At 60.2% G+C, this 22,034-nt stretch carries 27 protein-coding genes and 1 pseudogene; 20 read left to right on the top strand and 8 right to left on the bottom strand.

Annotated features, from left to right (window positions below; translation table 11 throughout):
• Positions 1–5: 5 nt before the first annotated feature.
• From LZ012_RS15065 to LZ012_RS19815, 4 genes are read right to left on the bottom strand one after another with little or no spacing between them, the layout of a single operon-like run.
• Positions 6–497, bottom strand: a complete 492-nt coding sequence (locus LZ012_RS15065; RefSeq protein ID WP_275711649.1) for a pilus assembly PilX family protein — start codon at positions 495–497, stop codon at positions 6–8.
• Entirely contained in the window at positions 494–1,576 is a 1,083-nt protein-coding gene (locus LZ012_RS15060) for a PilW family protein (protein WP_275711648.1), read from the bottom strand. Before LZ012_RS15060 ends, LZ012_RS15065 begins: the two co-directional genes overlap by 4 nt.
• A 13-nt stretch (positions 1,577–1,589) precedes the next feature.
• On the bottom strand, positions 1,590–2,045 hold the full coding sequence (pilV, locus tag LZ012_RS15055; RefSeq protein ID WP_275711647.1) for a type IV pilus modification protein PilV: 456 nt from the start codon (positions 2,043–2,045) through the stop codon (positions 1,590–1,592).
• A gap of 1 nt (position 2,046) precedes the next feature.
• Positions 2,047–2,601, bottom strand: a complete 555-nt coding sequence (locus tag LZ012_RS19815; protein ID WP_420839532.1) for a GspH/FimT family pseudopilin — start codon at positions 2,599–2,601, stop codon at positions 2,047–2,049.
• A gap of 193 nt (positions 2,602–2,794) precedes the next feature.
• Here LZ012_RS19815 and rpsT point away from each other — a divergent pair, with 193 nt between their 5' ends.
• Positions 2,795–3,064, top strand: a complete 270-nt coding sequence (rpsT, locus tag LZ012_RS15050; RefSeq protein ID WP_150429559.1) for a 30S ribosomal protein S20 — start codon at positions 2,795–2,797, stop codon at positions 3,062–3,064.
• Positions 3,065–3,139: 75 nt separating this feature from the next.
• On the opposite strand, the gene LZ012_RS15045 is transcribed toward rpsT, so the two are convergent.
• Positions 3,140–3,439 carry a DUF3579 domain-containing protein gene (locus LZ012_RS15045; protein WP_275711646.1) on the bottom strand — a complete coding sequence of 100 codons (300 nt, stop codon included), beginning with the start codon at positions 3,437–3,439 and terminating at the stop codon, positions 3,140–3,142.
• 250 nt (positions 3,440–3,689) lie between these two features.
• On the opposite strand from LZ012_RS15045, the gene LZ012_RS15040 reads away from it, so the two are divergent.
• The 6 genes and pseudogenes from LZ012_RS15040 (at position 3,690) to LZ012_RS15015 (ending at position 8,365) form a co-directional block, all read left to right on the top strand.
• Positions 3,690–4,862, top strand: a complete 1,173-nt coding sequence (locus LZ012_RS15040; RefSeq protein ID WP_275711645.1) for an aspartate aminotransferase family protein — start codon at positions 3,690–3,692, stop codon at positions 4,860–4,862.
• A 2-nt stretch (positions 4,863–4,864) separates the two neighbouring features.
• Complete coding sequence (gene argF, locus LZ012_RS15035; protein WP_420839531.1) at positions 4,865–5,785, top strand: ornithine carbamoyltransferase; 921 nt, start codon at positions 4,865–4,867, stop codon at positions 5,783–5,785.
• Positions 5,786–5,824: 39 nt separating this feature from the next.
• Positions 5,825–7,048, top strand: a pseudogene (locus LZ012_RS15030) (argininosuccinate synthase); the annotation flags it as partial.
• A 231-nt stretch (positions 7,049–7,279) separates the two neighbouring features.
• A complete protein-coding gene (locus LZ012_RS15025) occupies positions 7,280–7,501 on the top strand; it encodes a DUF2788 domain-containing protein (protein ID WP_275711644.1) in 222 nt (73 codons plus the stop codon).
• Positions 7,502–7,813, top strand: coding sequence for a pyrimidine/purine nucleoside phosphorylase (gene ppnP / locus LZ012_RS15020; RefSeq protein WP_011288757.1), 312 nt, complete (start codon positions 7,502–7,504; stop codon positions 7,811–7,813).
• A gap of 57 nt (positions 7,814–7,870) precedes the next feature.
• Positions 7,871–8,365, top strand: coding sequence for a YajQ family cyclic di-GMP-binding protein (locus LZ012_RS15015; protein ID WP_275711643.1), 495 nt, complete (start codon positions 7,871–7,873; stop codon positions 8,363–8,365).
• A gap of 57 nt (positions 8,366–8,422) precedes the next feature.
• Here the strand turns inward: LZ012_RS15015 and LZ012_RS15010 are convergent, their stop codons facing one another.
• Entirely contained in the window at positions 8,423–9,136 is a 714-nt protein-coding gene (locus LZ012_RS15010; protein ID WP_275711642.1) for a type 1 glutamine amidotransferase, read from the bottom strand.
• A 22-nt stretch (positions 9,137–9,158) separates the two neighbouring features.
• Here LZ012_RS15010 and LZ012_RS15005 point away from each other — a divergent pair, with 22 nt between their 5' ends.
• The 9 genes from LZ012_RS15005 (at position 9,159) to LZ012_RS14965 (ending at position 16,416) form a co-directional block, all read left to right on the top strand.
• Positions 9,159–9,797: a retropepsin-like aspartic protease family protein gene (locus LZ012_RS15005; protein WP_275711641.1), complete on the top strand. Its 639-nt coding sequence runs from the start codon at positions 9,159–9,161 to the stop codon at positions 9,795–9,797.
• Positions 9,798–9,807: 10 nt separating this feature from the next.
• Positions 9,808–10,065 (top strand): hypothetical protein, encoded by a 258-nt coding sequence (locus LZ012_RS15000; protein WP_275711640.1) that lies wholly within the window; start codon positions 9,808–9,810, stop codon positions 10,063–10,065.
• Entirely contained in the window at positions 10,062–10,658 is a 597-nt protein-coding gene (locus LZ012_RS14995) for a CoA pyrophosphatase (protein ID WP_275711639.1), read from the top strand. The genes LZ012_RS15000 and LZ012_RS14995 overlap by 4 nt, the downstream gene beginning before the upstream one ends.
• Before the next feature lie 64 nt (positions 10,659–10,722).
• Complete coding sequence (locus tag LZ012_RS14990; RefSeq protein WP_275711638.1) at positions 10,723–11,646, top strand: CobD/CbiB family protein; 924 nt, start codon at positions 10,723–10,725, stop codon at positions 11,644–11,646.
• Between the two features lie 24 nt (positions 11,647–11,670).
• On the top strand, positions 11,671–12,852 hold the full coding sequence (locus tag LZ012_RS14985) for an acetyl-CoA C-acyltransferase family protein (protein ID WP_275711637.1): 1,182 nt from the start codon (positions 11,671–11,673) through the stop codon (positions 12,850–12,852).
• A gap of 202 nt (positions 12,853–13,054) precedes the next feature.
• Positions 13,055–14,467, top strand: coding sequence for a circularly permuted type 2 ATP-grasp protein (locus LZ012_RS14980; RefSeq protein WP_275711636.1), 1,413 nt, complete (start codon positions 13,055–13,057; stop codon positions 14,465–14,467).
• 2 nt (positions 14,468–14,469) lie between these two features.
• On the top strand, positions 14,470–15,417 hold the full coding sequence (locus tag LZ012_RS14975) for an alpha-E domain-containing protein (protein WP_275711635.1): 948 nt from the start codon (positions 14,470–14,472) through the stop codon (positions 15,415–15,417).
• Between the two features lie 208 nt (positions 15,418–15,625).
• Positions 15,626–16,108: a hypothetical protein gene (locus LZ012_RS14970; RefSeq protein WP_275711634.1), complete on the top strand. Its 483-nt coding sequence runs from the start codon at positions 15,626–15,628 to the stop codon at positions 16,106–16,108.
• Positions 16,109–16,197: 89 nt separating this feature from the next.
• Entirely contained in the window at positions 16,198–16,416 is a 219-nt protein-coding gene (locus tag LZ012_RS14965; RefSeq protein ID WP_275711633.1) for a VF530 family protein, read from the top strand.
• An 18-nt stretch (positions 16,417–16,434) separates the two neighbouring features.
• Here the strand turns inward: LZ012_RS14965 and LZ012_RS14960 are convergent, their stop codons facing one another.
• Both LZ012_RS14960 and LZ012_RS14955 read right to left on the bottom strand, forming a co-directional pair.
• Positions 16,435–16,938, bottom strand: coding sequence for a bacteriohemerythrin (locus LZ012_RS14960; protein ID WP_275711632.1), 504 nt, complete (start codon positions 16,936–16,938; stop codon positions 16,435–16,437).
• 283 nt (positions 16,939–17,221) lie between these two features.
• Entirely contained in the window at positions 17,222–17,764 is a 543-nt protein-coding gene (locus LZ012_RS14955) for a phasin family protein (protein WP_275711631.1), read from the bottom strand.
• 518 nt (positions 17,765–18,282) lie between these two features.
• Between LZ012_RS14955 and LZ012_RS14950 the strand changes: the two genes are divergently transcribed.
• Genes LZ012_RS14950 through LZ012_RS14935 form a run of 4 tightly spaced genes read left to right on the top strand, consistent with a single transcriptional unit; the run spans position 18,283 to position 22,012 of the window.
• Positions 18,283–19,263 (top strand): ABC transporter substrate-binding protein, encoded by a 981-nt coding sequence (locus LZ012_RS14950; RefSeq protein WP_275711630.1) that lies wholly within the window; start codon positions 18,283–18,285, stop codon positions 19,261–19,263.
• 7 nt (positions 19,264–19,270) lie between these two features.
• Positions 19,271–20,083, top strand: coding sequence for an ABC transporter permease (locus LZ012_RS14945; protein ID WP_275711629.1), 813 nt, complete (start codon positions 19,271–19,273; stop codon positions 20,081–20,083).
• 2 nt (positions 20,084–20,085) lie between these two features.
• Positions 20,086–21,207: an ABC transporter substrate-binding protein gene (locus LZ012_RS14940; RefSeq protein WP_275711628.1), complete on the top strand. Its 1,122-nt coding sequence runs from the start codon at positions 20,086–20,088 to the stop codon at positions 21,205–21,207.
• Between the two features lie 10 nt (positions 21,208–21,217).
• The gene (locus LZ012_RS14935) at positions 21,218–22,012 is read left to right on the top strand and encodes an ABC transporter ATP-binding protein (protein WP_275711626.1); all 795 of its coding nucleotides are present in this window, start codon (positions 21,218–21,220) and stop codon (positions 22,010–22,012) included.
• Positions 22,013–22,034: the final 22 nt, after the last annotated feature.

The raw sequence follows: 22,034 nt of genomic DNA, 5'->3' as shown, positions 1-22,034 counted from the left end.
CTCGCTCAAGGGGTATAGGTGAATTCAGCCTGAATAATCACAATCGTCGTGCTGTCTGCGCCAAAGCCGCGAGCAGTCACGCGATAATATTCAACAGTCCCGATGTTCGGTTTTTTCTCGATACGATATTGAGGTTGAGTGGCGACCTTGGCCACCGTTGCCGACGGATTACGGTAACTCGACCAGTTACTTGACGTATTCCAATATGTCGAATCGTTTGCATTGTTCGCATCGTAAGTGCTTAATCCCCCTCCGCCAGTCCATGGGCCGGCCCTTAAAGAGATTATGTTTGCACTGGCATCGCGTACCGCCGCTTCCGCAGCTTCGAAGGCAAGCTCACGGTCACGGGTGTTTCCGGACATTTTTTCCTGAAATATGTTGTTCTGAACAGCTGCCACACCCAGCATCGAAAGTACCATCAAAAAAATCAGCACAACCATCAAGGTGGCGCCTTGTTGAGAGCGAGCAGGATTCAAGTGTATGTGCTGGCGTGTCATGGCAGTCTGTTCCGGACAGCAATTGTCATGTCAAAAACCTTCCTTAGGCGCCGATCAGTAGGCGTCACTGCCGCACCGTCGTAGGTGTATGCCTGAGCTTCTGTCGTGTATGTCGTAGTTCCGGTTGAAGCGATCAATAAGGAAATGCGGACACTTAATACTTTCGACCAATCGGTGACAGCGTCAGCCTTGACGTATTGGTCCACCTGTTTGTCTGTGCCGGCATCGATGCCATAGGTGATCTGCATATTTTCAACGCCTTCGGCCAGTTCTTCTGGAAATTGAGTTGCTGCCCCGCTGGAGTTGGCACCCAAGCGCAGCCGATAGAGAGCGGGTTCCCCGTAGGCATTGGAACGGATGTGGTAATTCACGCTACTCATGCGAAGAAGCTTTGATCCCGGCCCAAAGGTATAGGGTGTTCCGAGTGCAGTACAGAGAAGCGGCGATCCTAGGCCTTTGGTGCAGTTTCCGGGACTAATGCCACTTCCAGTATTGTGGTCAACCACGGAAACAGTATTGTTATTATTGACGTTGCTCATCTGGAAGATGGCTGTGTGTTGACAGTCGGTGGCGATCAGGATTTCTCCTTGCTTGATGTCATGGTTGGCTGTAAGTTGCATCGATGCTGCGGAAGGATTGTGAGAGGCGACTGTGTAATCAGAGCCATCGCCACGCAGCACAGTTAGCGAATCACCGCGAAGAACATTGCCAGCAACCCCTGAGGGGAAGGTGCTGACTCCCCCTTCATAGCCAATTAGCGGGGAGTTAAGAATGTCTTTGTCCCAAGCGGCGGAATCGTTGAGTGTATTGACGGCGGTCGCGGTATTGCCGCAACCTGTGAATCCGGCCATCCGAATGTCGTAGCCGAGGGTTTCAAAGACAAAACGAGCTGTTTCCTGCATGCGCGATAGTGTTTCCTGTGTCCTGAACGTTTGTTTGCTACCGACATAGGTGTAGCTGACCACGAGAATCAAAGCTAAGCCGACAGCCATGGAAACCATTAGCTCGACCAAGGAAAAGCCAGCGGCAAGAACAGGGCTGTCTTGCTTTGCGGAATGGGGATGGATTCTTGGCGCCATTGCTCTGTAATCCCTAGATCCTGGTTTGGGTGACGAATGTGGTGCTACTGTCCTCGCCAGCGTGTACTTGGCTAGTATTCGACCACTGTATCGTTATCGTTGCGCTGCCTGTTCCGTTGACTTGGATGGATCCGTCACCAGACGGAAGCGCCTTCGAGAGATTCGATTTCCACCGTACGAGATCCTGCGTGGATACAGCAGATCCGCTTGAGGCAGCAGAACCCATGGCAATGTTGTATTGTCCGGCTAGCGCGCTGCTGCGGTTTGCACGCATGGCATCGGCGATGTCATAGGCCAGTAAGGTTGCCTGACTGCGCTGATAGGATGTCAGATTGGCCTTGTTGGATTGCAGGAGAAGGCCGGCATAGCCCAGCAGGCCGATAGCGATAATGACAATCGAGATTAGAGTTTCGATCATCGTCATGCCATTTTGTTGATGATGAAAGGAGAGAGGTGGCCTTGAAGTCATGTCAACAGCTTCCTGAGTCTGTATGAATGCGACCCATTGGAGAGATCTGAATCGTTCGCAACGAGGGGGTTATACAAATTGAGAATGTTGTTGTTGACGCTCCCCCGCTGGAGATGACGGCCCCTCTGGAGTCAAACGATATAAAGTTGCCAAAGTTGCTATCTGAACTAGTGAGGGTGCCAGAGCCAATATTGGGCTGCGCCATTTTTAGTCTTGCGTCGCTTCCGTCAATGCTTCCGGCGGTACCGGCATCCGTAAAGGAAACCCAGCCATTGGCCCAGGATGTCCCTGAGGCCGATGTGCAGGTCGGGTTCGCATTGCTAGCGACGTCTACACTCTTGCAAAGAGTAACTTTGGTTGCTCTTTTGACTGCTTCAGCTCGTGCTTGCATTAAAGCAGACGCTAAGTCCATGCTAACGGCTTGGGCGCGATTGGCAGCGATCGTTCGCTGAAACGACGGAGCTGCTAAAGTTATCACTATGCCTAGAACGGCGATGGTGATAACCAACTCTATTATCGTGAAACCTTTAGGTAACGGAAGGCTTTGTTTCCTCATGGATCATCTCCTTATTTTGAATTATCGACTCCGATTTTCGGATTGTGTATATCAGGATCAATCAACGGTCCGCTGGGGGCGATGAGCGGCGTATATTTTGGCTATGCATCACTGATTTCAATGCGGCATCTTGTTTTTTGTTCTCAGTGCGGTTAGAATCCTCGGTTTATCGAAACACCATTGGAATTCATTCATGGCCAACAGCGCACAAGCCCGCAAGCGCGCCCGTCAAGCTGACAAGCAGCGCTCCCACAACGCCAGCCTGCGTTCGACCCTGCGTACCGCGATCAAGCGCGTGCGCCAGGCGATCGAAGCTGGTGATAAAGCCGCCGCACAGGGCGTCTTCCAGCAATCCGTCGCAGTGCTCGACCGCATTGCCGACAAGAAGATTGTTCACAAGAACAAGGCTTCCCGTACCAAGAGCCGTCTGTCCGCTCAGATCAAGGCGCTTGCTGCTGCCTAATCGCGGTAGATTGCCCCAATAAAAATGGCGCCTGCGGGCGCCTTTTTTATTTCTGCCGTTTCTGATTACTGCTGCTTATTTCTTGCCGTCGATCGAGCAAACACCGTCGACGATTTGCAGGTCGTTGTCCTGGGCAAAATTGAGCATGAAGCGGTAAGCCATTGGTTCTAGTTCGCCCAGGCGGCCGTCAACGAAGACAGCTTTTTCGCCGTTGTAATCTCCGGGGCCGACGTAAGGGGAGTATTTCATCTTGCGCTCGGCACCAAAAGCGGACATGACGCCGCATAGGCGTTCGGCCCAATCACTGGGGCGAAATTTGCGTCCTTCTTTGGTGAGGCCAACAATGATGAATGTGGTCGATTCTAGGTTTGTCATTGTTCTACTCTGCGTTTTCGGGCGATACGACCTTGCGTGGGCGCATTCTAGCAGAAGCGCTTAACCTTTCCATAATTATGGCGCACAGGGCGCGATGCGGCGGGGCTTGGTGGGCGAGCGGCGTTCTATACAATGCCTTGTTTTTCTCATAAAATTCGGCTTTCTGCTGCTTGGCCTGGGTTGTATGACCCGTCGGGTGGTGGTCGTTTCGGCGGCAATTGCCGCCGTTTTCGTTTTATGAGGTTGCCTCATGTCGCATGTCATGAATACCTATGCCCGTTTGCCGGTGACATTCAGTCACGGCCAGGGCTCCCGGATTACCGATACCGAAGGCAAGGAGTACCTGGATGCCCTGTCCGGGATTGCCGTTTCGACGTTGGGGCACGCCCATCCCAGGCTGGTGGCGGCGATTTCCGCCCAAGCCGGTCGCATGTTGCATACCTCTAACCTGTACTGCATTCGCGAGCAGGAGCAACTGGCCGACAAGCTGTGTTCCCTGTCAGGCATGGACGAGGTGTTCTTCGGCAATTCGGGTGCCGAAGCCAACGAAGGGGCCATAAAGTTGGCGCGTTTCTTCGGCCACAAGAAGAACATCGAGATGCCGACCATCATCGTCATGGAAAAGGCTTTCCATGGCCGCACCATGGCGACCTTGTCGGCGACCGGAAATCGCAAGGCGCAGGCCGGCTTCGAGCCGCTGGTGAGCGGCTTCGTCCGGGTGCCTTATGGCGATCTGGAGGCGATCCGCAACGTCGCCGAACATCACAAGAATATCGTTGCCGTCATGCTCGAGGTCATTCAGGGCGAGGGCGGCATTCATCTGGTAGATCCGGCCTTCTATCGCGGCGTTCGCGAGCTGTGCGATAGCCACGACTGGCTGATGATCTGCGACGAAGTGCAGTGCGGCATGGGCCGTACCGGAAGCTGGTTCGGCTTCCAGCAGGTCGGCGTACAACCGGATATCGCCACTCTGGCCAAGGGCCTCGGCTCGGGCGTGCCGATCGGTGCCTGTCTGGCGCGCGGCAAGGCGGCTGGCCTCTTCGGGCCGGGCAACCACGGTTCGACCTTCGGCGGCAATCCGCTGGTCTCCGTCGCTGCGCTGACGACCATCGAGGTCATCGAGCAGGACGGCCTGCTGGCCAACGCTGCGCATATCGGTAGCCAGATTCGCCAGCTGTTCGGCGAAGCGCTTGCTGGCACCAAGGGGGTAGTCGATATTCGCGGCCATGGCCTGATGATCGGCATCGAACTCGATCGTCCGTGCGGCGCCCTGGTCGGCCGGGGCCTAGAGGCCGGCCTGCTGATCAACGTGACGGCGGATAGCGTCGTCCGTTTCCTGCCGCCGCTGATCTTCAGCGAAAGCGACGCCCGCGAGCTGGTGGTGCGCACCGCGCCGCTGATCAAGGCATTTCTGGCTGCTTAATCATGGCAATCAAACATTTTCTGCAATTCAAGGATTTCTCCCGCGACGAGTTCGACTACGTGTTCGAACGCACGGCGTGGATCAAGAACCAGTTCAAGTCCTACCAGAAGTACTGGCCGCTTTCCGACCGTACGTTGGTGATGATTTTCGAAAAGGCCAGCACGCGGACGCGTCTGTCCTTCGAGGCCGGGATGCAGCAGCTGGGCGGCTCGGCGATCTACCTGAATACTCGCGATTCCCAACTCGGGCGTGGCGAGCCGGTCGAGGATGCGGCGCAAGTCATCTCCCGGATGAGCGACATTGTGATGATCCGCACCTTCGAGCAAGAGATTATCGAGCGTTTCGCGGCCAATTCGCGCGTGCCGGTGATCAACGGGCTGACCAACGAATATCACCCGTGCCAGATACTGGCCGATATCTATACCTACATCGAGCATCGCGGCGACATCCAGGGCAAGACCGTGGCCTGGGTCGGCGACGCCAACAACATGTGCAACACCTGGCTGCAGGCGGCCGAAGTGCTCGATTTCAAGGTTCATGTATCGACCCCGCCGGGCTACGAGATCCAGCCGGAACTGGTCGGCAAAATCGATCCGGCCCGCTTCAAGATTTTCGCCGATCCGATGGACGCTTGCCGCGGCGCCGATCTGGTCACCACCGACGTGTGGACCTCGATGGGCTTCGAAGCCGAGAACGAGGAGCGGATCAAGGCCTTCGCCGACTGGTGCGTCGATGGCGACATGATGCGGGTGGCCGACCCGCAAGCCGTGTTCATGCACTGCCTGCCGGCGCATCGCGGTGAGGAAGTGACGGCCGAAGTGATCGACGGACCACAATCGGTGGTCTGGGATGAGGCGGAGAACCGCCTGCACGTCCAGAAGGCGTTGATGGAGTATTTGCTGTTGGGCCGTATTCAGGGCTGAGCGGCTGGATTAAATCAAAATCGAAACAAGGGAACGCAAATGAGCGATATCAAGAAGGTTGTGCTGGCCTATTCGGGCGGTCTGGATACCTCAGTCATCCTCAAGTGGCTGCAGGACGTGTACAAGTGCGAAGTGGTCACCTTCACGGCCGATCTCGGCCAGGGTGAAGAACTCGAACCTGCACGCGCCAAGGCACTGAAGGCCGGCATCAAGCCGAAGAACATCTATATCGACGACGTGCGCGAGGAGTTCGTCCGCGACTTCGTCTTCCCGATGTTCCGCGCCAACACCGTTTACGAGGGTGAGTACCTGCTCGGTACCTCCATCGCCCGTCCGCTGATCGCCAAGCGCCTGGTCGAGATCGTCAACGAAACCGGCGCCGACGCCATCTGCCACGGCGCCACCGGCAAGGGTAACGACCAGGTACGTTTCGAGCTGGGTGCCTACGCGCTGAAGCCAGGCATCAAGGTCATCGCCCCGTGGCGCGAGTGGGATCTGATGTCGCGCGAAAAGTTGATGGCCTATGCCGAGAAGCACGGTATCGAAATCGACATGAAGCATAAGAAGGGCGGCTCGCCGTATTCGATGGACGCCAACCTGCTGCACATTTCCTACGAAGGCCGTCACCTGGAAGACCCGGCGGCCGAAGCCGAAGAGTCGATGTGGCGGTGGACGGTGTCGCCGGAAAAGGCTCCGAACAAGGCTGAATACCTGGATCTGGAGTTCGCCAAGGGTGACGTGGTCGCCGTCAATGGCAAGAAGCTGAAGGCCCACGAAGTGCTGGCCCTGCTCAACGAGTTGGGCGGCAAGCACGGCATCGGCCGTCTCGACCTGGTCGAGAACCGCTACGTCGGCATGAAGTCGCGCGGCTGCTACGAAACCCCGGGCGGCACCATCCTGCTGCGCGCCCACCGTGCCATCGAATCGATTACCTTGGACCGCGAAGTCGCCCACCTCAAGGACGACCTGATGCCGCGCTACGCCAGCCTGATTTATAACGGCTACTGGTGGAGCCCGGAGCGCAAGGCGCTGCAGACCTTGATCGACCACACCCAGCAGACGGTCAACGGTACCGTTCGCCTCAAGCTGTACAAGGGCAACGTCATCGTCGTCGGCCGCGATTCGGCGACCGATTCGCTATTCGATTCGACCATCGCTACCTTCGAAGACGACGCCGGTGCCTACGACCAGCGTGATGCTGGCGGCTTCATCAAGCTGAACGCCCTGCGCATGCGCATTGCGGCCAACCTGACGGCGAAGAAGACCGGTAAGCCGGCCGCTGCCAAGAAGGCGGCGCCGAAGAAGGCCGCTGCCGCTAAACCGGCAGCCAAGCCGGCAGCCAAGGTCGCCAAGGCTGCACCGAAAGCCGTCGCCAAGCCGGTAGCTGCCAAGGCCGTGGTCAAGAAGGCCGTGGCCGCTCCGGTGGCCAAGAAAGCTGCTGCACCGGCCAAGGCTGTCGCCAAGAAGCCGGCCGCCAAGAAGAAGGGCTAAGCGATGGAAGGCACCGTTTTCGGACTCAACGAAGAACAGATCGCGGATTTCTTCTCGACCTGGGGCGTGGGTGCCTTCATTCTCTTCATGCTGTTCATCATCGGCGAGATCGCCTACAAGTCCAAGGCCGGCAAGACGGGTACCTTCGTGCTCTTCTTCGTGCTGGCTTTCGGCATGGTCGGTTTCATCGCCAAGGGAATCATTCAAAAACTCTGGGGTATTTAAATGTCGCAATACGACAACGTTTCGGTGGTCAAGAAGGCCAATGTTTATTTCGATGGCAAGTGCGTCAGCCACACCGTGGTGCTGGCCGATGGCACCAAGAAGACGGTCGGCGTGATCCTGCCGTCCAGCCTGACCTTCAATACCGGTGCGCCGGAAATCATGGAAGGTGTCGGCGGTTCCTGCCGCGTCAAGCTGAAAGGCGAAAGCGAGTGGAAGACCTACGGCGATGGCCAGTCCTTCAACGTGCCGGGCAATTCCAGCTTCGAAATCGCCTGCGACGAGCCTTACCACTACGTTTGCCACTTCGGCTAAACAGCCGGTGAGCCAACCAGCCCGGCCGTCGCCGGGCTTTTGATTTCAGGAGATTTCATGCCCAGTTTTGACTTCACTTCCGAAGCCGATATGGTGGCGTTGAAGAACGCCATCGACGTCGCCGTTCGCCAGATCGACAACCGCTACGACTTCAAGGGTACCTCGGCCAAGGTCGAGTTCAACGAGAAGGACAAGGTCATCACCCTGCACGGCGATTCGGACTTTCAGCTCGACCAGATCAAGGACATCCTGTTCCCGGCCATGGAGAAAAAAGAAGTCGAGAGCACCAAGCGCCTCGATCACCAGCCGGTACAGAAGGTGTCCGGCAACAAGGTGAAGCAGGAGCTGAAAATCAAGATGGGTATCGAGACCGAACTGGCCAAGAAACTCGTCAAAATGATCAAGGATGCCAAGCTCAAGGTGCAGGCCTCGATCCAGGGCGATGCGGTGCGCGTGCAGGGCGCCAAGCGTGACGACCTGCAGGATTGCATTTCCCTGATCCGCAAGGAAGTGACCGATTTCCCGATCAAGGCGGGCAATTTCCGCGACTGACCGGTTGATCCGGCCGGATAAAACGAAAAGGGCAGCTTCGGCTGCCCTTTGTCTTGATCAGCGGGCCAGGCCCTTGATCCACACCGAATACAGCTGTTCCGACAACTGTCGCATGGTCGGCAGGCGGGCGGCGATTTCGCCTTCCATGGCCTGCGGGGTTTGCACGCTCGGCTGATCGGCTACGGCATTCGCCTCGTCGGCCCATTGTTCGCACCACTTGGCGATCATTTCGGGCGTCATTTCGACATGGCACTGCATGGCCAGGTGGGGGCCGAGGGCGAACATCTGGTTGGCGCAGTAGTTGTTGGAAAAGAGGCGCGTCGCGCCGCCCGGGATGCTGAAGGTTTCGCCGTGCCACTGGAAAACGATCCCGCTCTTGCCGGCCAAGTCGCCCAGCCAGTGCCGCGCGGTAGCATTGGCCTCGCCGAAGGCCTGGCCCCAGCCGATTTCCTTGACCGGATTGCGGGTGACCTCGCCACCGAGCGCCTTGCTCATCAACTGGCCGCCCAGGCAGTGGCCGATGACCGGGATGTCGGCAGTGACAGCCGAGCGGATCAGCGCGCACACCGGCTCGATCCAGGGCAGCGGGTCATTGACGCTCATCGGGCCGCCCATGAAGCAGAGGCCGGAGAAGTCGTCCGGTTTGGCCGGCACGGCGGCGCCTTCGTCAATGGCGATCAATTGCCAGGGAATCCCGTGCTGCTCAAGGAATATGGCAAAATAGCCCGGACCTTCGGTAGGGGAGTGGCGGAAGATGGCAACGGGTTTCATGGTGCGGAAAATGTCCTCGAAAGTGAGTTGTCATTCTACGCTGCTCGCTGCGCTCTTTTTCTCGATGTCCCCTGTCGCTGTGGCCCAGGAAGTCGGCCTGGCCGGCATCATGGGCAGCAAGGCGATGCTGATGATCAACGGCAGCGAGCCGCAGGCCGTCCCGGTCGGGCAGACTCTGGATGGCGTCAAGGTACTATCCGTTCAGGGCGATCAGGTGATGATCGAGATCGGTGGCAAGAAGCGCCCCTTGCGCGTCGGGCAGTATGCCGTCGGCGCGGCGAATGGCGATGGCTCCGGCAAGATCGTCATGACGGCGGACGGGCAGGGCCATTTCTTCACCACCGGCACGATCAACGGGACGTCGGTCCGCTTCCTGGTCGATACCGGAGCGACGATGATTTCGCTGGGAATGAGCGATGCACGGCGGGTTGGTGTCGATTTCAATCGTGGCGAGAAAACGCTGACCAATACGGCCAATGGACAGGCCGTGGTGAGCAAGGTGCAACTCGATACCGTGCGCATCGGCGATGTGACCTTGCACAACGTGGGCGCGCTGATCCATCAGACCGACATGCCGATTGCCCTGTTGGGCATGAGCTTTTTGAACCGGATGGAAATGCAGCGCGACGGCAGTACCATGACACTTAAAAAACGATTCTAGGAGAGAGCAGATGCCGCAACGAGATCAGGAAATAGCGCTGCTGCGCGAAGAGCTGGAAATGCTGATGGGTGAGCGCCAGGCGCTGTTGCGCGTGGCCGGTTCGGCGGCGGTACTGATCGCCAGCCTGGACAGCAAGCGGCTGCCGGTCGGTGCGGTCGAGTCGGCCGACCTGGTCGCCACGTCGATCAACGATTTGTCCGAAGAAACGTTGCAGGACGCGCTGGCGTCGGTCAATGCCGAAATCGAGGAAGACTCCGCGGCGAAATGACGGTTGATCTGGAGCGTTTGCGGGCCAGCTTGCTTCCCGAGCCGCTGGCCGGCGAGTTTGTGCAGGAAGATGGCGCAGCAGACCTGCCGCTGACCCCGGCGGCGGTATTGTTTCCTATCGTCCTGCGCGATGACGGCTACACCGTTCTGCTCACCCAGCGCACGGCCCATCTGCGGGACCACGCCGGGCAGGTCAGTTTTCCCGGCGGCCGCGTCGAGGAACATGACCGGTCGCCGACGGATACCGCCCTGCGCGAGACCGAGGAAGAGATCGGCCTGGCGCGGGAGCGGATCGAGATTGTCGGTTTCCTGCCGGAATACCGCACCGGCACCGGGTTCCGGGTGACGCCGGTGGTGGCGCTGGTCAGGCCACCGTTCGACCTGCAGCCGGACCCTTTCGAAGTGGCGGAGATTTTCGAGGTGCCGCTGTCATTTCTGCTCGACCCGGCCAATCACCAGCAGCATTCGCTGCATTACCGCGGGGCGCTGCGCAATTATTTCGCCATGCCCTACGGCGAGTATTTCATCTGGGGCGCAACGGCGGGCATGATCCGCTCGCTGTCCGAGCGGCTAGGCCTTCTCCACGTCGCCTGAGCTTGTGGTATCGTGACACTTTGCTATATGAAAATAAGCCGAATACGGCAATGCTTAGCCCCACATGAGTCTCCTCTCGCTGATTGCAGTTTTTCTCATCGAGCAACTGCAGCCCCTTGATTACCGTCGCATCATTGCCGAGCCGCTGGGCGCCTGGGCGGATTTCATCGAATCCCGTTTCAATGCAGGTGCCTATCGCCATGGTGTGCTGGCCTGGTGCTTCGCCGTCCTCTTGCCGGTGGCCCTGGTCGGCCTCGTCTATGCTGCGCTATACGCGCTGAGTCCGCTGTTCGGTTTGCTGCTCAACGTGGCGGTGCTCTACCTGACCATGGGCTTCCGCCAGTTCAGCCACCATTACACCGAGATCCAGTTGGCTCTGCGCCTGGGCGACCTTGAACGGGCGCGCCAGTTGCTCGCCGAATGGCAGGGCTGTTCGACCTACAACCTCGGTTCGGAAGACATCTCACGCCTGTCCATCGAAGGGGCGCTGGCCGCTTCGCACCGCCATGTCTTTGCCGTGCTGCTCTGGTTCGTCCTGCTGCCCGGACCGTGCGGCGCCTTGCTCTACCGGCTGGCGCTGATCGTCCGCGATCGCTGGAATGCCGAGCGGATCGACCAGGAAAATGCATTTACGCTATTTTCGCGCCAGGTTTTCGGTATCATCGACTGGCTGCCGCTGCGCGCGACCGCTTCGGCTTTTGCCATCGTCGGCGACTTCGAGGATGCGGCGTACTGCTGGCGCACCCAGCCGGCGCAATGGCCGGACCGCGATCTGGGCATCGTGCTGGCAGCCGGGGCAGGGGCTTTGGGCGTGCAGTTGGGCCGGCCGGTGGTCGATGGCGTCGAGGTCTCCGACCGCGCAGAATTGGGGCTGGGCGATCCAGCCGACGTAGATTTCATGCAAAGTGCCGTGGGCCTCGTCTGGCGAGCCACGGTCGTGTGGATGTTGTTGCTCTTTTTGCTGGGGCTCGCTAGTCTGGTGGGCTGAATAATCTATATCTGGAGGTGTTTCATGAGCAAAGATGTTGTCGTTCTGAGCGCAGTTCGTTCCCCCATCGGTGCCTTCGGTGGTTCTCTGGCTGACATGGATCCGTGCGATCTGGCCAGCACCGTCATGAAAGAAGCGATCGCCCGTTCCAACGTCGATCCGCAGCAGATCAACTATGTGACCGTCGGCACCACGATGCCGGTCGATTCCCGTTACGCCTACGTGTCCCGCGTGGCCTCCATCCAGGCCGGCCTGTCGATGGACTCCGTCGCCATGCAGGTTTCCCGTCTGTGCGCCTCCGGCCTGCAGGGTATCGTCACCACCGCCCAGAACATTCTGCTCGGCGATTGCGACTACGGTATCGGCGGTGGCGTCGAAGTGATGTCCAAGGCAGCCTATCTGATGCCGACGCTGCGTTCCGGCGCCCGCATGGGCGACACCAAGGCCATCGACGCCATGGTCGCCGTGCTGACCGACCCGTTCGGCGTCGGCCACATGGGTATCACCGCAGAAAACCTGGCCACCAAGCACGGCTTCACCCGTGAAGACCAGGATGCCTTCGCCGTCGAATCGCAGCGCCGTGCCGCTGCCGCCATCGACGCTGGCCACTTCAAGTCGCAGATCCTGCCCATCGTCAAGCAGACACGCAAGGGCGAAGTCGTGTTCGACACCGACGAGCACCTGAAGCGTGGCACGACGATGGAATCGCTGGCCAAGATGAAGGCAGCCTTCAAGAAGGACGGTACGGTCACTGCCGGTAACGCTTCCGGCATCAACGACGGCGCTGCCTTCTTCGTCCTGGCCGATGCTGCCAAGGCTGCCGCTGCCGGCCAGAAGCCGATCGCCCGCATGGTCTCCTACGCCGTTGCCGGCGTGCCGAACGACGTCATGGGTGAAGGCCCGATCCCGGCGACCAAGCTGGCTCTGAAGAAGGCCGGCCTGACCCTGGACCAGATGGACGTCATCGAATCCAACGAAGCCTTCGCTGCCCAGGCACTGACCGTTTCCAAGGTGCTCGGCCTGGATCCGGCCAAGACCAACCCGAACGGCGGCGCCATCGCCCTCGGCCACCCGGTCGGCTGCTCCGGTGCTTTCATCGCCACCAAGGCGATTTACGAAATGAACCGCATCGGCGGCAAGTACTGCCTGGTCACCATGTGTATCGGTGGCGGTCAGGGCATTGCCGTGATCTTCGAACGCGTCTAAGCCGTTCGCAGTACGTTTTGTACCAAACCCGCTGGAGCGATCCAGCGGGTTTTTTTATTTGCACCATCATGAATTCGAGGCGCACCTTTACAGTGCGTCAATAGTCGCAAAGTAGTACCGAGCGTATGATTTGAAGGTCATTTGCAGGTGGCATGGAACCTGCTGAATCCGGTGTGAGAGCATCCTCAGCGACGAGTCCAAAATGAACTTCTATAACGAGATGTACGACGCCCAAGGCGGCGTCCGGGCGCATTACAAGGGATATGAAGACTGGCTCAAGGCGACACCGCCGGAGCGCATCGAACGCAAGCGGGCCGAGGCCGATCTGGCCTTCCACCGCGTCGGCATCACCTTCGCCGTGTATGGCGAGGAGGCCGGCAAGGAGCGCCTGATCCCCTTCGACATCATTCCCCGTGTCATTCCGTCAGCCGAATGGAGGGCCCTGCAGTCCGGCCTGCGCCAGCGGGTCAAGGCGATCAACATGTTCCTGTGGGACGTGTACCACGATCAGGAAATCCTCAAGGCAGGCGTCATTCCGGCCGAGCAGGTACTGAACAATGCCCAGTACCGGCCGATCATGCGCGGCGTCGATGTGCCGGGCCGGATCTATGCGCACATTACCGGCGTGGACATCGTGCGGGCCGGCGCCGGCGAGTTCTACGTGCTCGAAGACAACCTGCGCGTGCCGTCCGGTGTGTCGTACATGCTCGAAGACCGCAAGATGATGATGCGGCTGTTCCCCGAACTGTTCGCCCGGCACAAGGTGGCGCCGGTCCAGCACTACCCGGACGTGCTGCTCGAGAAGCTGCGCGCGGTGTCGCCCAAGGGGGTTTCCGATCCGACGGTAGTGCTGCTGACCCCGGGGGCCTACAACAGCGCCTATTTCGAGCACACCTTCCTGGCCCAGCAGATGGGCGTCGAACTGGTCGAGGGGCGCGATCTCTTCGTCAAGGACGAGGTGGTCTACATGCGCACGACGCAGGGGCCGCAGCGCGTCGATGTGATCTACCGCCGCATCGATGACGATTTCCTCGATCCGCAGGTTTTCCGTGCCGATTCCGCCCTGGGCGTACCGGGGCTGATGCAGGCCTATCGGGCCGGCAACGTGACACTGGCCAATGCGGTCGGCACCGGCGTCGCCGACGACAAGTCGATCTACCCGTATGTCCCGGACATGATCCGTTTCTACCTCGGCGAAGAGCCGAAGCTGAACAACGTGCCGACCTACATGTGCCGCAAACCGGACGACCTGAAGTACGTGCTCGATCATTTGCCGGAACTGGTGGTCAAGGAAGTGCATGGCGCCGGCGGCTACGGCATGCTGGTCGGCCCGGCATCGAGCAAGGAACAGATCGCGCACTTCCGAGAATTGCTGATCGCCAAGCCGGAGGGCTACATCGCCCAGCCGACGCTGGCCCTGTCCAATTGCCCGACCTTCGTCGAGGAGGGCATTGCGCCGCGCCACCTCGACCTGCGCCCCTTCGTGCTGTCCTCGGGCGAATGCATAAACATGGTGCCTGGCGGCCTGACCCGCGTTGCCTTGACCAAGGGCTCGCTGGTCGTCAATTCATCGCAGGGCGGCGGCACCAAAGACACCTGGGTTCTGGAGGATTAATCATGCTGAGCCGTACTGCCGATCACCTGTTCTGGATGTCGCGCTACATGGAGCGCGCCGAGAATCTCGCCCGTCTGCTCGATGTGACCTACCAGATGTCGCTGGTGCCGCAATCCGAGGAAGCGGCCAACCAGAGCTGGAATGCCATCATCGCCCTGAACAGCCTCGAGGAAGCCTATGCCGCCAAATATTCGGCGGTCAATGGCGAGAACGTGCTGAAGTTCATGGTCAGCGATGCCGACAATTTCTCGTCCATCCATAGCTGCCTGCGCATGGCGCGGGAAAATGCCCATGCCGTGCGCGGCACGCTGACTACCGAAATGTGGGAGACGCTGAACTACACGTGGCTGGAGGCGCGTGGGCGCAGCTTCGAGCAACTGGTCAGCGCCGGCATCAGCGAGTATTTCGAATGGGTCAAGATGCGTTCGTCGCTGACGCGCGGCACGACGCTCGGCACCTTGCTGCAGGACGAGGGCTACCACTTCATCCGGCTCGGCACGCTGCTCGAAAGGGCCGACAACACGGCGCGCATCCTCGATTTCAAGTACCACGTGCTGCGCCCGCATGGCGACGAGGGGGCGACCGATTTCTACCAGTGGGCGGCCTTGCTGCGCTCGGTGTCGGCCTTCGAGGTGTACCGCAAGGTTTATCGCGACGTGATCACGCCGGACCGCGTGGCGGAGCTGCTGATCCTCAACAAGGACATGCCGCGCTCGCTGCATTTCTGCATGAACGGCGTGATCAAGACCCTCGACCTGATCGCCAACCAGCACTCGGGCGAGACCACCCGCCAGGCCGGTCTGCTGCACGCCCAACTGCACTACGGGCGGATCGGCAATATCCTCGAACATGGCCTGCACGAATGGCTGGAGGACTTCATGGATCGCATCTATCTGCTCGGCGACGGGATCAGCAAGGACTTCCTGGTGCCGATGGCCGAAGCGGCCTGATCGCTGGCGCGAGCATGGCAGGTAGGCCCGGTGACGTCGGGCCTTCTTCTTGGTGTCGCCTGATGTGGGCCTCAAGCCACTGAACGGGCGATATTTTCTGAATTGCGGCAAATCAATCGGATGATTTCGGGTGGCTGGCCTTAAACTGCCAGCCTTGCAAAGGCAAACCGATTTCCGGCTGCCTTTTGCCCATTCATCAAGGCTGCCCATGTACCCGATTCACGATCACGATCCGCTTCTCCTGCTTGCCACGGCCCTGGCCGCCAAGCGCCGCCCTGCCGAGCTGCTGGAAATCATGGCGGCCATCGATCTTGTCCAGGGCAATATTCCGGCCGAGGGCAAGCTGAGCGAAGCGTTTTCCCGCCTCGGCCTATGCGGTCTGCTGGTCGAGCGCGATGGCGGCCTGGCCTTGACGCCGGGTGCCGAGCAGTTGATCGAGGCCTTGCCGGGCAAGGGCGATATGGCGGATCGCCTGATCGCGCTGCGCGGCTTGCTGGCATCCTACGTAGCAAGCGAGGGGGCGGCCATCGCCATTGCGCCCGAGAGTCTGCGCGAAGCGATGCTCGCCCATCGCGCGGCGGCAGCCACGACCGCCAAGAACCTGCTGGTCCCCAAGCCGAAGCCCGAACAGGCCCAGGCACGCCCCGGCCAGCGGCAACGCAAGCCGATGCCCAAGCAGCGCAAACGGTGATCACCAACGGCACTGCCAGGTCGCATGCGGCGATGGCCGGCTAGCGATATAAACGAACCGGGGGCGGATCGAGTCCATACAGTTCAGAGATGACGCAAGAACAACCGAACAACCCGCTGCACGGCGTGACGCTGGAGGCGATACTCCACCATCTCGTCGCCCATTATGGTTGGGCCGAACTCGGTCGCCAGATCGACATACGCTGCTTCAACCACGAGCCGAGCATCGCTTCCAGCCTGAAATTCCTGCGGCGGACCCCGTGGGCGCGGGAGCGGGTCGAGTCCCTCTATCTCCACACGTTGCGCTAGCGTTCGCCCGGAGCAGGGTCAGGCGGCGGTGCACTCGCCCGATGAGTGTACAGCGCTCCGCTTGGCCGATTCGATGGCGTGTAGGCCTGCTTGACGCTGTTTGTCGAGAATGAATGCGAGCAGCCACTGATCGCTGTCGGTAACGTGGCGGGACAGCCAGTCGCGTAGAAAATCGATCAGTGCCGCCTTGGAAATGCGTTCGCCGGTGCGAAGGCGGGAACGCATGTCGTTCATCGCCTCGGCGAAGGCAAGGTGCTCGTTGAAATGCTCTATCGCGTCGGCGTGCTTTTCCTGATCATAACCATAGCGCGTCGCCAGATCCTCTTCGCACCAGAAGTGAAACAGGGCATAGCCCAGCAAATCGTGGATGGCTTGTTCCCAGACGTCGCGGCCGCTGTCATCCCGCAGCTCGAGATTCACCTTGTTGAACATCCTGAACAGGGTACGGTGCTGCAAATCGATCTCGGTGACGCCGGTATCGTATTCCCGCTGCCAAACCAGTTTTCCCACTAGATTCATCATTCCTGATCCACAAGATGATGGGTGGCCAAAACGCCATCCTGAATATTCAAGGCAAATCACGCCACGCGGCGTCGCCCCCCTGGCGTTTGCCAGCCATAGCGCGGCCATGCCGCGTCAGCGCGTCGCGCATACTATTTTCGTCGTGCCCGCCCGAGCTTGCGCTAGGTCAAATGATCGCTGCACGAATGAATATCCGTATCTCGAAATTCTATGCAGGCGTGCTCCCCAGAGAAAATAAGCCCGCGATCGACGCGGGCTTTTTCCTGCTGAGGGTACGGCGAGATTACTTGCCGGAAGCCTTCTTGGCGGCCTTGACGGTGGCGCTGGTGGCAGCGGCGATGTTGTTTTGCGTCAGGTCGGTCACTTGCTGGGCAGCCTTGCGCATGTTGTCGAAGGCGGAGTTGGCGGCGGCGATGGCGCTTTGCACAGCGGCGACGGCAACGTCAGAACCGGCCGGAGCGGACTTGGCGGCCTTTTCCAGCATGCCGGTAACGTTCTTCTGGAATTCGCCGAACTGGGCTTCGACCATCTTGCTGACTTGCTCTTGCAGCTGGGTCGAGATTTCGTAGACCGACTTGCCGTAGGCGACAGCCTTTTCGACACCCGGCTGGGCCAGGGAGGCCTGGATGGAGACGGCGTCCTTGACGTCCTTGGCGCCGATCAGGGCCTTGGCGTTGGCGGCGGAATCTTCGAGAACCGAGCGGGCGGTTTCGAGGTTCAGGCTGGCGATACGCTCGGCGGAAGCCAGGGCGGTGTTGGCGACAGCCAGCAGGGAATCGACGGCGGCTTTGTTGGCGGCGGCGAATTGTTCGGGATTGATAGACATGGGAAGCTCCTTGCGAAAGAAATTAATAATTACGGCGATGAAATTGTAACAATGTTCTTTGAATATTGTTGCATTGCAACATAAATATCTATTGACTTGGGTCAACTCGTTTGTGGTTTTTGTTGAAGCCGATGTGCGTGCGCACGTCATTGTAAACAAACGAATGTTTTCCAAGTCAGCAGTCAGCTTACGGGGATTTGCTTACAGCACGCTTGCATGTTTCGGTGCAGCGGTGTTGCGCTGCGTAGGCCGAAACCATGCTCCCATGGCCGCTTTCCGCCGCTGGCGTGGCGTACGGAAAATCTTTCGCTGCGCCACGCTGCAAAAGGCGAGGCGATTCTGTGCGAAATTCCGCACAGAATTGCACCCTCTATCCGGAAAACTGCACGAACGGCCTGCTTGGTCGTCTAACTTCCCTTGTGAATTCATTGACGTGTGTTCTATTCTGGACTGGCATGTGTTGTGCGATATCGGATCTGTCCGCGTTGCGGTCCTGATTGAATCCGGAGGAGATCCCCATGCAAAAAACCACATCCCTTGCCCTCATCACCACCCTGTACCTTGCCGCCCCGCTGGTCGGCCACGCCCAGACGCCCGACGTGGTCCGCCTCGGCAACCTGAAGTTCGCCCACTACGGTGCCGTGTCGTACATGAAGGAGGCCTGCGTCAAGTACAACCTGAAGGTCGAGGAGCGCATGTTTCCGAAGGGGCCGGACATCATGCCGGCCATCGTCGCCGGTGAAATCGACATCGCCGCGCTGGCGTCCGACGGCGCCATTTCCGGCCGTGCCAACGGCGTGCCGATCGTCACCGTGGCTGGCTTCGCCAAGGGTGGGGCGCGCATCGTCGCCGGCGTCGATAGCGGCATCAAGTCGCTGGCCGACATGAAGGGCAAGAAGGTCGGCGTCACCCGTGGCGGCGCACACGAACTGCTGCTCTACGCCGAACTGGAAAAAGCCGGCCTGACCTGGTCGGACAAGCCGGGCAAGGACGTGCAGATCGTCTTCCTCGCTTTCGCCGACCTCAACCAGGCGCTGGCCGCCAAGCAGATCGACGCCATGTGCCAGTCCGAACCGCAGTCGTCGCAGGCGCTGAACAAGAAGTTCGGCGTCGAGATCATGAAGCCGTACTCGACCCGGATGGGCGAGCCGGTCCGCCTGCTGGTGATGACCGAGAAGATGTACAACGAAAAGAAGGACGTCGCACAGCGTCTGATGAAGTGCTTCGTCGAGACCACCGCACTGTTCAACAAGGACACGGCGCTGGCGGACAAGTACGTACGCGAGCAGATGTTCAAGGGCCAGATCACGTCGCAGGATTTCAAGGACGCGATGGACAATGCCGACTACACCTACGACGTGACGCTCGAGCATATCGACATCACCACCGAGTTCATGAACAAGTACGGCGTAGGACGCATGGCCAAGCCGCCCAAAGCCGCCGAGTGGGTCAAGCTCGACCTGTTGCAGAAGGCCAAGGCCGACCTGAAGGTGATGTGAGGCCGCCATGCAGAAACTGAAAAACTTCGCCCACGGCGCTCTGGTGCCGGTACTGGTCCTGATCCTGTGGGAAGCCTGTTCGCGGGCCGGCCTGTTCTCGGCGGTGGTGATGCCGGCGCCGTCGGCCGTCGCCGCCAAGTGGTGGGCCTACCTGCTGCCGGCTCAGCAGCCGGTGGAAGGGCAGAGCACCCTGACTTGGCTGCTCTCCGGCGAAATGCTGCACGACGCCTATTCCAGCCTCTTCCGCGTCATCGCCGGCTTCCTGATCGGCGCCGGCCTGGCCCTGCCGCTCGGCTTGATGATGGGCGCCAGCACCCGGGTCTATGCCCTGTTCAATCCGCTGATGCAGATCCTGCGGCCGATTCCGCCCATCGCCTATATCCCGCTGGCCATCCTGTGGTTCGGCCTGGGCAATCCGCCGTCCTTCTTCCTGATCGCCATCGGCGCCTTCTTCCCGGTGCTGATGAACACCATCGCCGGCGTACGGCAGGTGGACGGCATCTACCTGCGGGCGGCGCGCAATCTCGGCGTCAATCAATGGACGATGTTCACCCGCGTCATCCTGCCCGCTGCCACGCCCTACATCCTCGCCGGCGTGCGCATCGGCATCGGCACCGCCTTCATCGTGGTCATCGTTTCCGAGATGATCGCGGTCAATGACGGCCTCGGCTTCCGCATCCTCGAAGCCCGGGAATTCATGTGGTCGGACAAGATCATCGCCGGCATGATCACCATCGGCCTGCTCGGCCTGGCCATCGACACTGCGGTGAGCCGCCTGAACAACCATCTGCTGCGCTGGCACCGCGGCCTGGAGCACTGAACATGAAGCTCGTCAGATTCCTGCCCGCATTGCTGCTCGTGGCGGCCGGCGTGGCGCAAGCCCAGTTGCGCGTCGTGCAGATCGCCCCGCTGTCCGGCCCGCTCGCCGGGACCGGCAAGCAGCTGCAGCAGGGCGCCCAGCTCGCCTTCGCCGAGGCCAATGCCGCCGGCGGCGTGCATGGCCAGAAAATCGTCTTCGAGACGCTGGACGATGCCTACAAGGCTGAGGAGAGCGTGCGCCTGGCCCGCGAAGTCGCCAAGCGTCCGGAGAAGCCGGTGGCTCTGCTCGGCCTTGTCGGCACCGGCAACGTCGCAGCACTGATCAAGGAGGGCATCGTCGATGAAATCGGTGTGCCGGTCATCGGCGTGCGCACCGGGGCCAGTTCCTTGCGCCAGCCCGGCCATCCGCTGGTCTATCACCTGCGGGCCTCGTACGCTGCCGAGGTGGAAAAGCTGGTCGAGGTGGCGAGCACCATCGGCAACACCCGTTTCGGCGTCATGTACCAGAACGATCCCTTCGGCCAGGACGGTCTGCAGGCGGTGCAGCGCGCCCTCGACAAGCGCAAGCTGCCGCTGCTCGCCAGCGCCGGCTACGAGAAGAACACGACCAAGGTCGAAGCAGCGGTGGAAACCCTGCTCAAGGCGCCCGACCTGCAGGCCATCGTGCTGGTCTCGAACAGCCAGGCGACTGCCACCTTCGTCAAGGCCTACCGCGAAAAGGGTGGCCTGGCCCAACTCTATGCCCTGTCGGTGAACAACGACCGCGAAGTGGTCGCCGCCATCGGGGCCGAACGGGCGCGCGGCCTGGGCATTACGCAGGTGGTGCCGTTCCCGACTTCCGGCGTGATGCCGGTGACCCGCGCCTACCAGGGGCTGCTGAAGAAGTACCAGCCGGACGCCGAACCCAGCGTGTCGAGCATGGAGGGCTACCTCTACGGCAAGGTGTTGGTCGAGGCCCTGAAGCGGGCCGGCCCGAAACCGACGACTCAGGGGCTGGTCAAGGCCCTGTCCGCGGCGCCCTTCGAACTCGGCGGCTACCAGATCAATTTCACTTCCGGCAAGCACGAAGGCAGCGATTTCGTCGAACTGACCATGATCGGCGCCGGCGGCAAACTCATACGCTAGGGGATACACCATGCAAACCCATATCGACGTGCGCAACGTCCAGAAAGTATTCAAGACCCCGGGCGGCGATGTCGTCGCGCTGAAGGACATCAACCTGAGCATCCGCCCTGGCGAGTTCGTTTGCCTGCTCGGACCCTCAGGCTGCGGCAAATCCACCCTGCTCAACGCCGTGGCCGGTTTCCAGCCGCCGTCGGCCGGCGAAGTCGTCATCGAAGGCAGGACGATTCTCAAGCCCGGGCCGGACCGCGGCATGGTCTTCCAGGAATACGCGCTGTTTCCGTGGATGACCGTGGCCCAGAACATCGCTTTCGGCCTCGAGGTCCAGAAGAAGGACAAGGCCGAGATCGACCTGACGGTCAGCCAACTGCTCGACCTGCTGCACCTCAAGGATTTTCGCGACCGCTTCCCCAAGGACCTGTCCGGCGGCATGCGCCAGCGCGTCGCCATCGCCCGCGTACTGGCTCTCGACTCGCCGATCATGCTGATGGACGAACCGTTCGGCGCGCTCGATGCGCTGACCCGGCGCAACCTGCAGGACGAGCTGCTGCGCATCTGGGAAAAGCTGGGCAAGACCATCCTGTTCGTCACCCATTCGATCGAGGAGTCGATCTACCTGGCCGACCGCATCGTGGTCATGACTTATCGGCCGGGCACGGTCAAGCGCGACCAGAAGGTCGACATGCCGCGGCCGCGCGACCCGTCGTCGGCCGCCTTCAACGACCTGAAGCGCGAACTCGGCCATCTGGTCATGGAAGAGCAGCAACGCCACGCCAATGCCGAACTCAAGCTGGCGGCGGTCGACTGAAAACCGGGCAAGCCGGTAGGAT

Origin of the sequence: Dechloromonas hankyongensis, from assembly GCF_022012295.1 — a bacterium.
Lineage (GTDB): Bacteria > Pseudomonadota > Gammaproteobacteria > Burkholderiales > Rhodocyclaceae > Azonexus > Azonexus hankyongensis.
The sequence above is the reverse complement of the archived record's forward strand: the minus strand, read 5'-3'. Positions and strand labels throughout refer to the sequence as shown.

What these genes read in the sequence shown, in the direction of transcription:
- LZ012_RS14935 (WP_275711626.1), top strand. Translation starts at nt 21,218, where the DNA reads ATGCAAACCCATATCGACGTGCGCAACGTCCAGAAAGTATTCAAGACC.
- LZ012_RS15000 (WP_275711640.1), top strand. Translation starts at nt 9,808, where the DNA reads ATGCCGCAACGAGATCAGGAAATAGCGCTGCTGCGCGAAGAGCTGGAA.
- argF (WP_420839531.1), top strand. Translation starts at nt 4,865, where the DNA reads ATGGCAATCAAACATTTTCTGCAATTCAAGGATTTCTCCCGCGACGAG.
- LZ012_RS15060 (WP_275711648.1), bottom strand. Translation starts at nt 1,576, where the DNA reads ATGGCGCCAAGAATCCATCCCCATTCCGCAAAGCAAGACAGCCCTGTT.
- LZ012_RS14950 (WP_275711630.1), top strand. Translation starts at nt 18,283, where the DNA reads ATGCAAAAAACCACATCCCTTGCCCTCATCACCACCCTGTACCTTGCC.
- LZ012_RS14980 (WP_275711636.1), top strand. Translation starts at nt 13,055, where the DNA reads ATGAACTTCTATAACGAGATGTACGACGCCCAAGGCGGCGTCCGGGCG.
- LZ012_RS14940 (WP_275711628.1), top strand. Translation starts at nt 20,086, where the DNA reads ATGAAGCTCGTCAGATTCCTGCCCGCATTGCTGCTCGTGGCGGCCGGC.
- LZ012_RS15015 (WP_275711643.1), top strand. Translation starts at nt 7,871, where the DNA reads ATGCCCAGTTTTGACTTCACTTCCGAAGCCGATATGGTGGCGTTGAAG.
- LZ012_RS19815 (WP_420839532.1), bottom strand. Translation starts at nt 2,601, where the DNA reads ATGAGGAAACAAAGCCTTCCGTTACCTAAAGGTTTCACGATAATAGAG.
- rpsT (WP_150429559.1), top strand. Translation starts at nt 2,795, where the DNA reads ATGGCCAACAGCGCACAAGCCCGCAAGCGCGCCCGTCAAGCTGACAAG.
- ppnP (WP_011288757.1), top strand. Translation starts at nt 7,502, where the DNA reads ATGTCGCAATACGACAACGTTTCGGTGGTCAAGAAGGCCAATGTTTAT.
- LZ012_RS14995 (WP_275711639.1), top strand. Translation starts at nt 10,062, where the DNA reads ATGACGGTTGATCTGGAGCGTTTGCGGGCCAGCTTGCTTCCCGAGCCG.
- LZ012_RS14960 (WP_275711632.1), bottom strand. Translation starts at nt 16,938, where the DNA reads ATGATGAATCTAGTGGGAAAACTGGTTTGGCAGCGGGAATACGATACC.
- LZ012_RS14955 (WP_275711631.1), bottom strand. Translation starts at nt 17,764, where the DNA reads ATGTCTATCAATCCCGAACAATTCGCCGCCGCCAACAAAGCCGCCGTC.
- LZ012_RS14975 (WP_275711635.1), top strand. Translation starts at nt 14,470, where the DNA reads ATGCTGAGCCGTACTGCCGATCACCTGTTCTGGATGTCGCGCTACATG.
- LZ012_RS14985 (WP_275711637.1), top strand. Translation starts at nt 11,671, where the DNA reads ATGAGCAAAGATGTTGTCGTTCTGAGCGCAGTTCGTTCCCCCATCGGT.
- LZ012_RS14970 (WP_275711634.1), top strand. Translation starts at nt 15,626, where the DNA reads ATGTACCCGATTCACGATCACGATCCGCTTCTCCTGCTTGCCACGGCC.
- pilV (WP_275711647.1), bottom strand. Translation starts at nt 2,045, where the DNA reads ATGACTTCAAGGCCACCTCTCTCCTTTCATCATCAACAAAATGGCATG.
- LZ012_RS15040 (WP_275711645.1), top strand. Translation starts at nt 3,690, where the DNA reads ATGTCGCATGTCATGAATACCTATGCCCGTTTGCCGGTGACATTCAGT.
- LZ012_RS14945 (WP_275711629.1), top strand. Translation starts at nt 19,271, where the DNA reads ATGCAGAAACTGAAAAACTTCGCCCACGGCGCTCTGGTGCCGGTACTG.
- LZ012_RS15025 (WP_275711644.1), top strand. Translation starts at nt 7,280, where the DNA reads ATGGAAGGCACCGTTTTCGGACTCAACGAAGAACAGATCGCGGATTTC.
- LZ012_RS14965 (WP_275711633.1), top strand. Translation starts at nt 16,198, where the DNA reads ATGACGCAAGAACAACCGAACAACCCGCTGCACGGCGTGACGCTGGAG.
- LZ012_RS15045 (WP_275711646.1), bottom strand. Translation starts at nt 3,439, where the DNA reads ATGACAAACCTAGAATCGACCACATTCATCATTGTTGGCCTCACCAAA.
- LZ012_RS15065 (WP_275711649.1), bottom strand. Translation starts at nt 497, where the DNA reads ATGACACGCCAGCACATACACTTGAATCCTGCTCGCTCTCAACAAGGC.
- LZ012_RS15010 (WP_275711642.1), bottom strand. Translation starts at nt 9,136, where the DNA reads ATGAAACCCGTTGCCATCTTCCGCCACTCCCCTACCGAAGGTCCGGGC.
- LZ012_RS14990 (WP_275711638.1), top strand. Translation starts at nt 10,723, where the DNA reads ATGAGTCTCCTCTCGCTGATTGCAGTTTTTCTCATCGAGCAACTGCAG.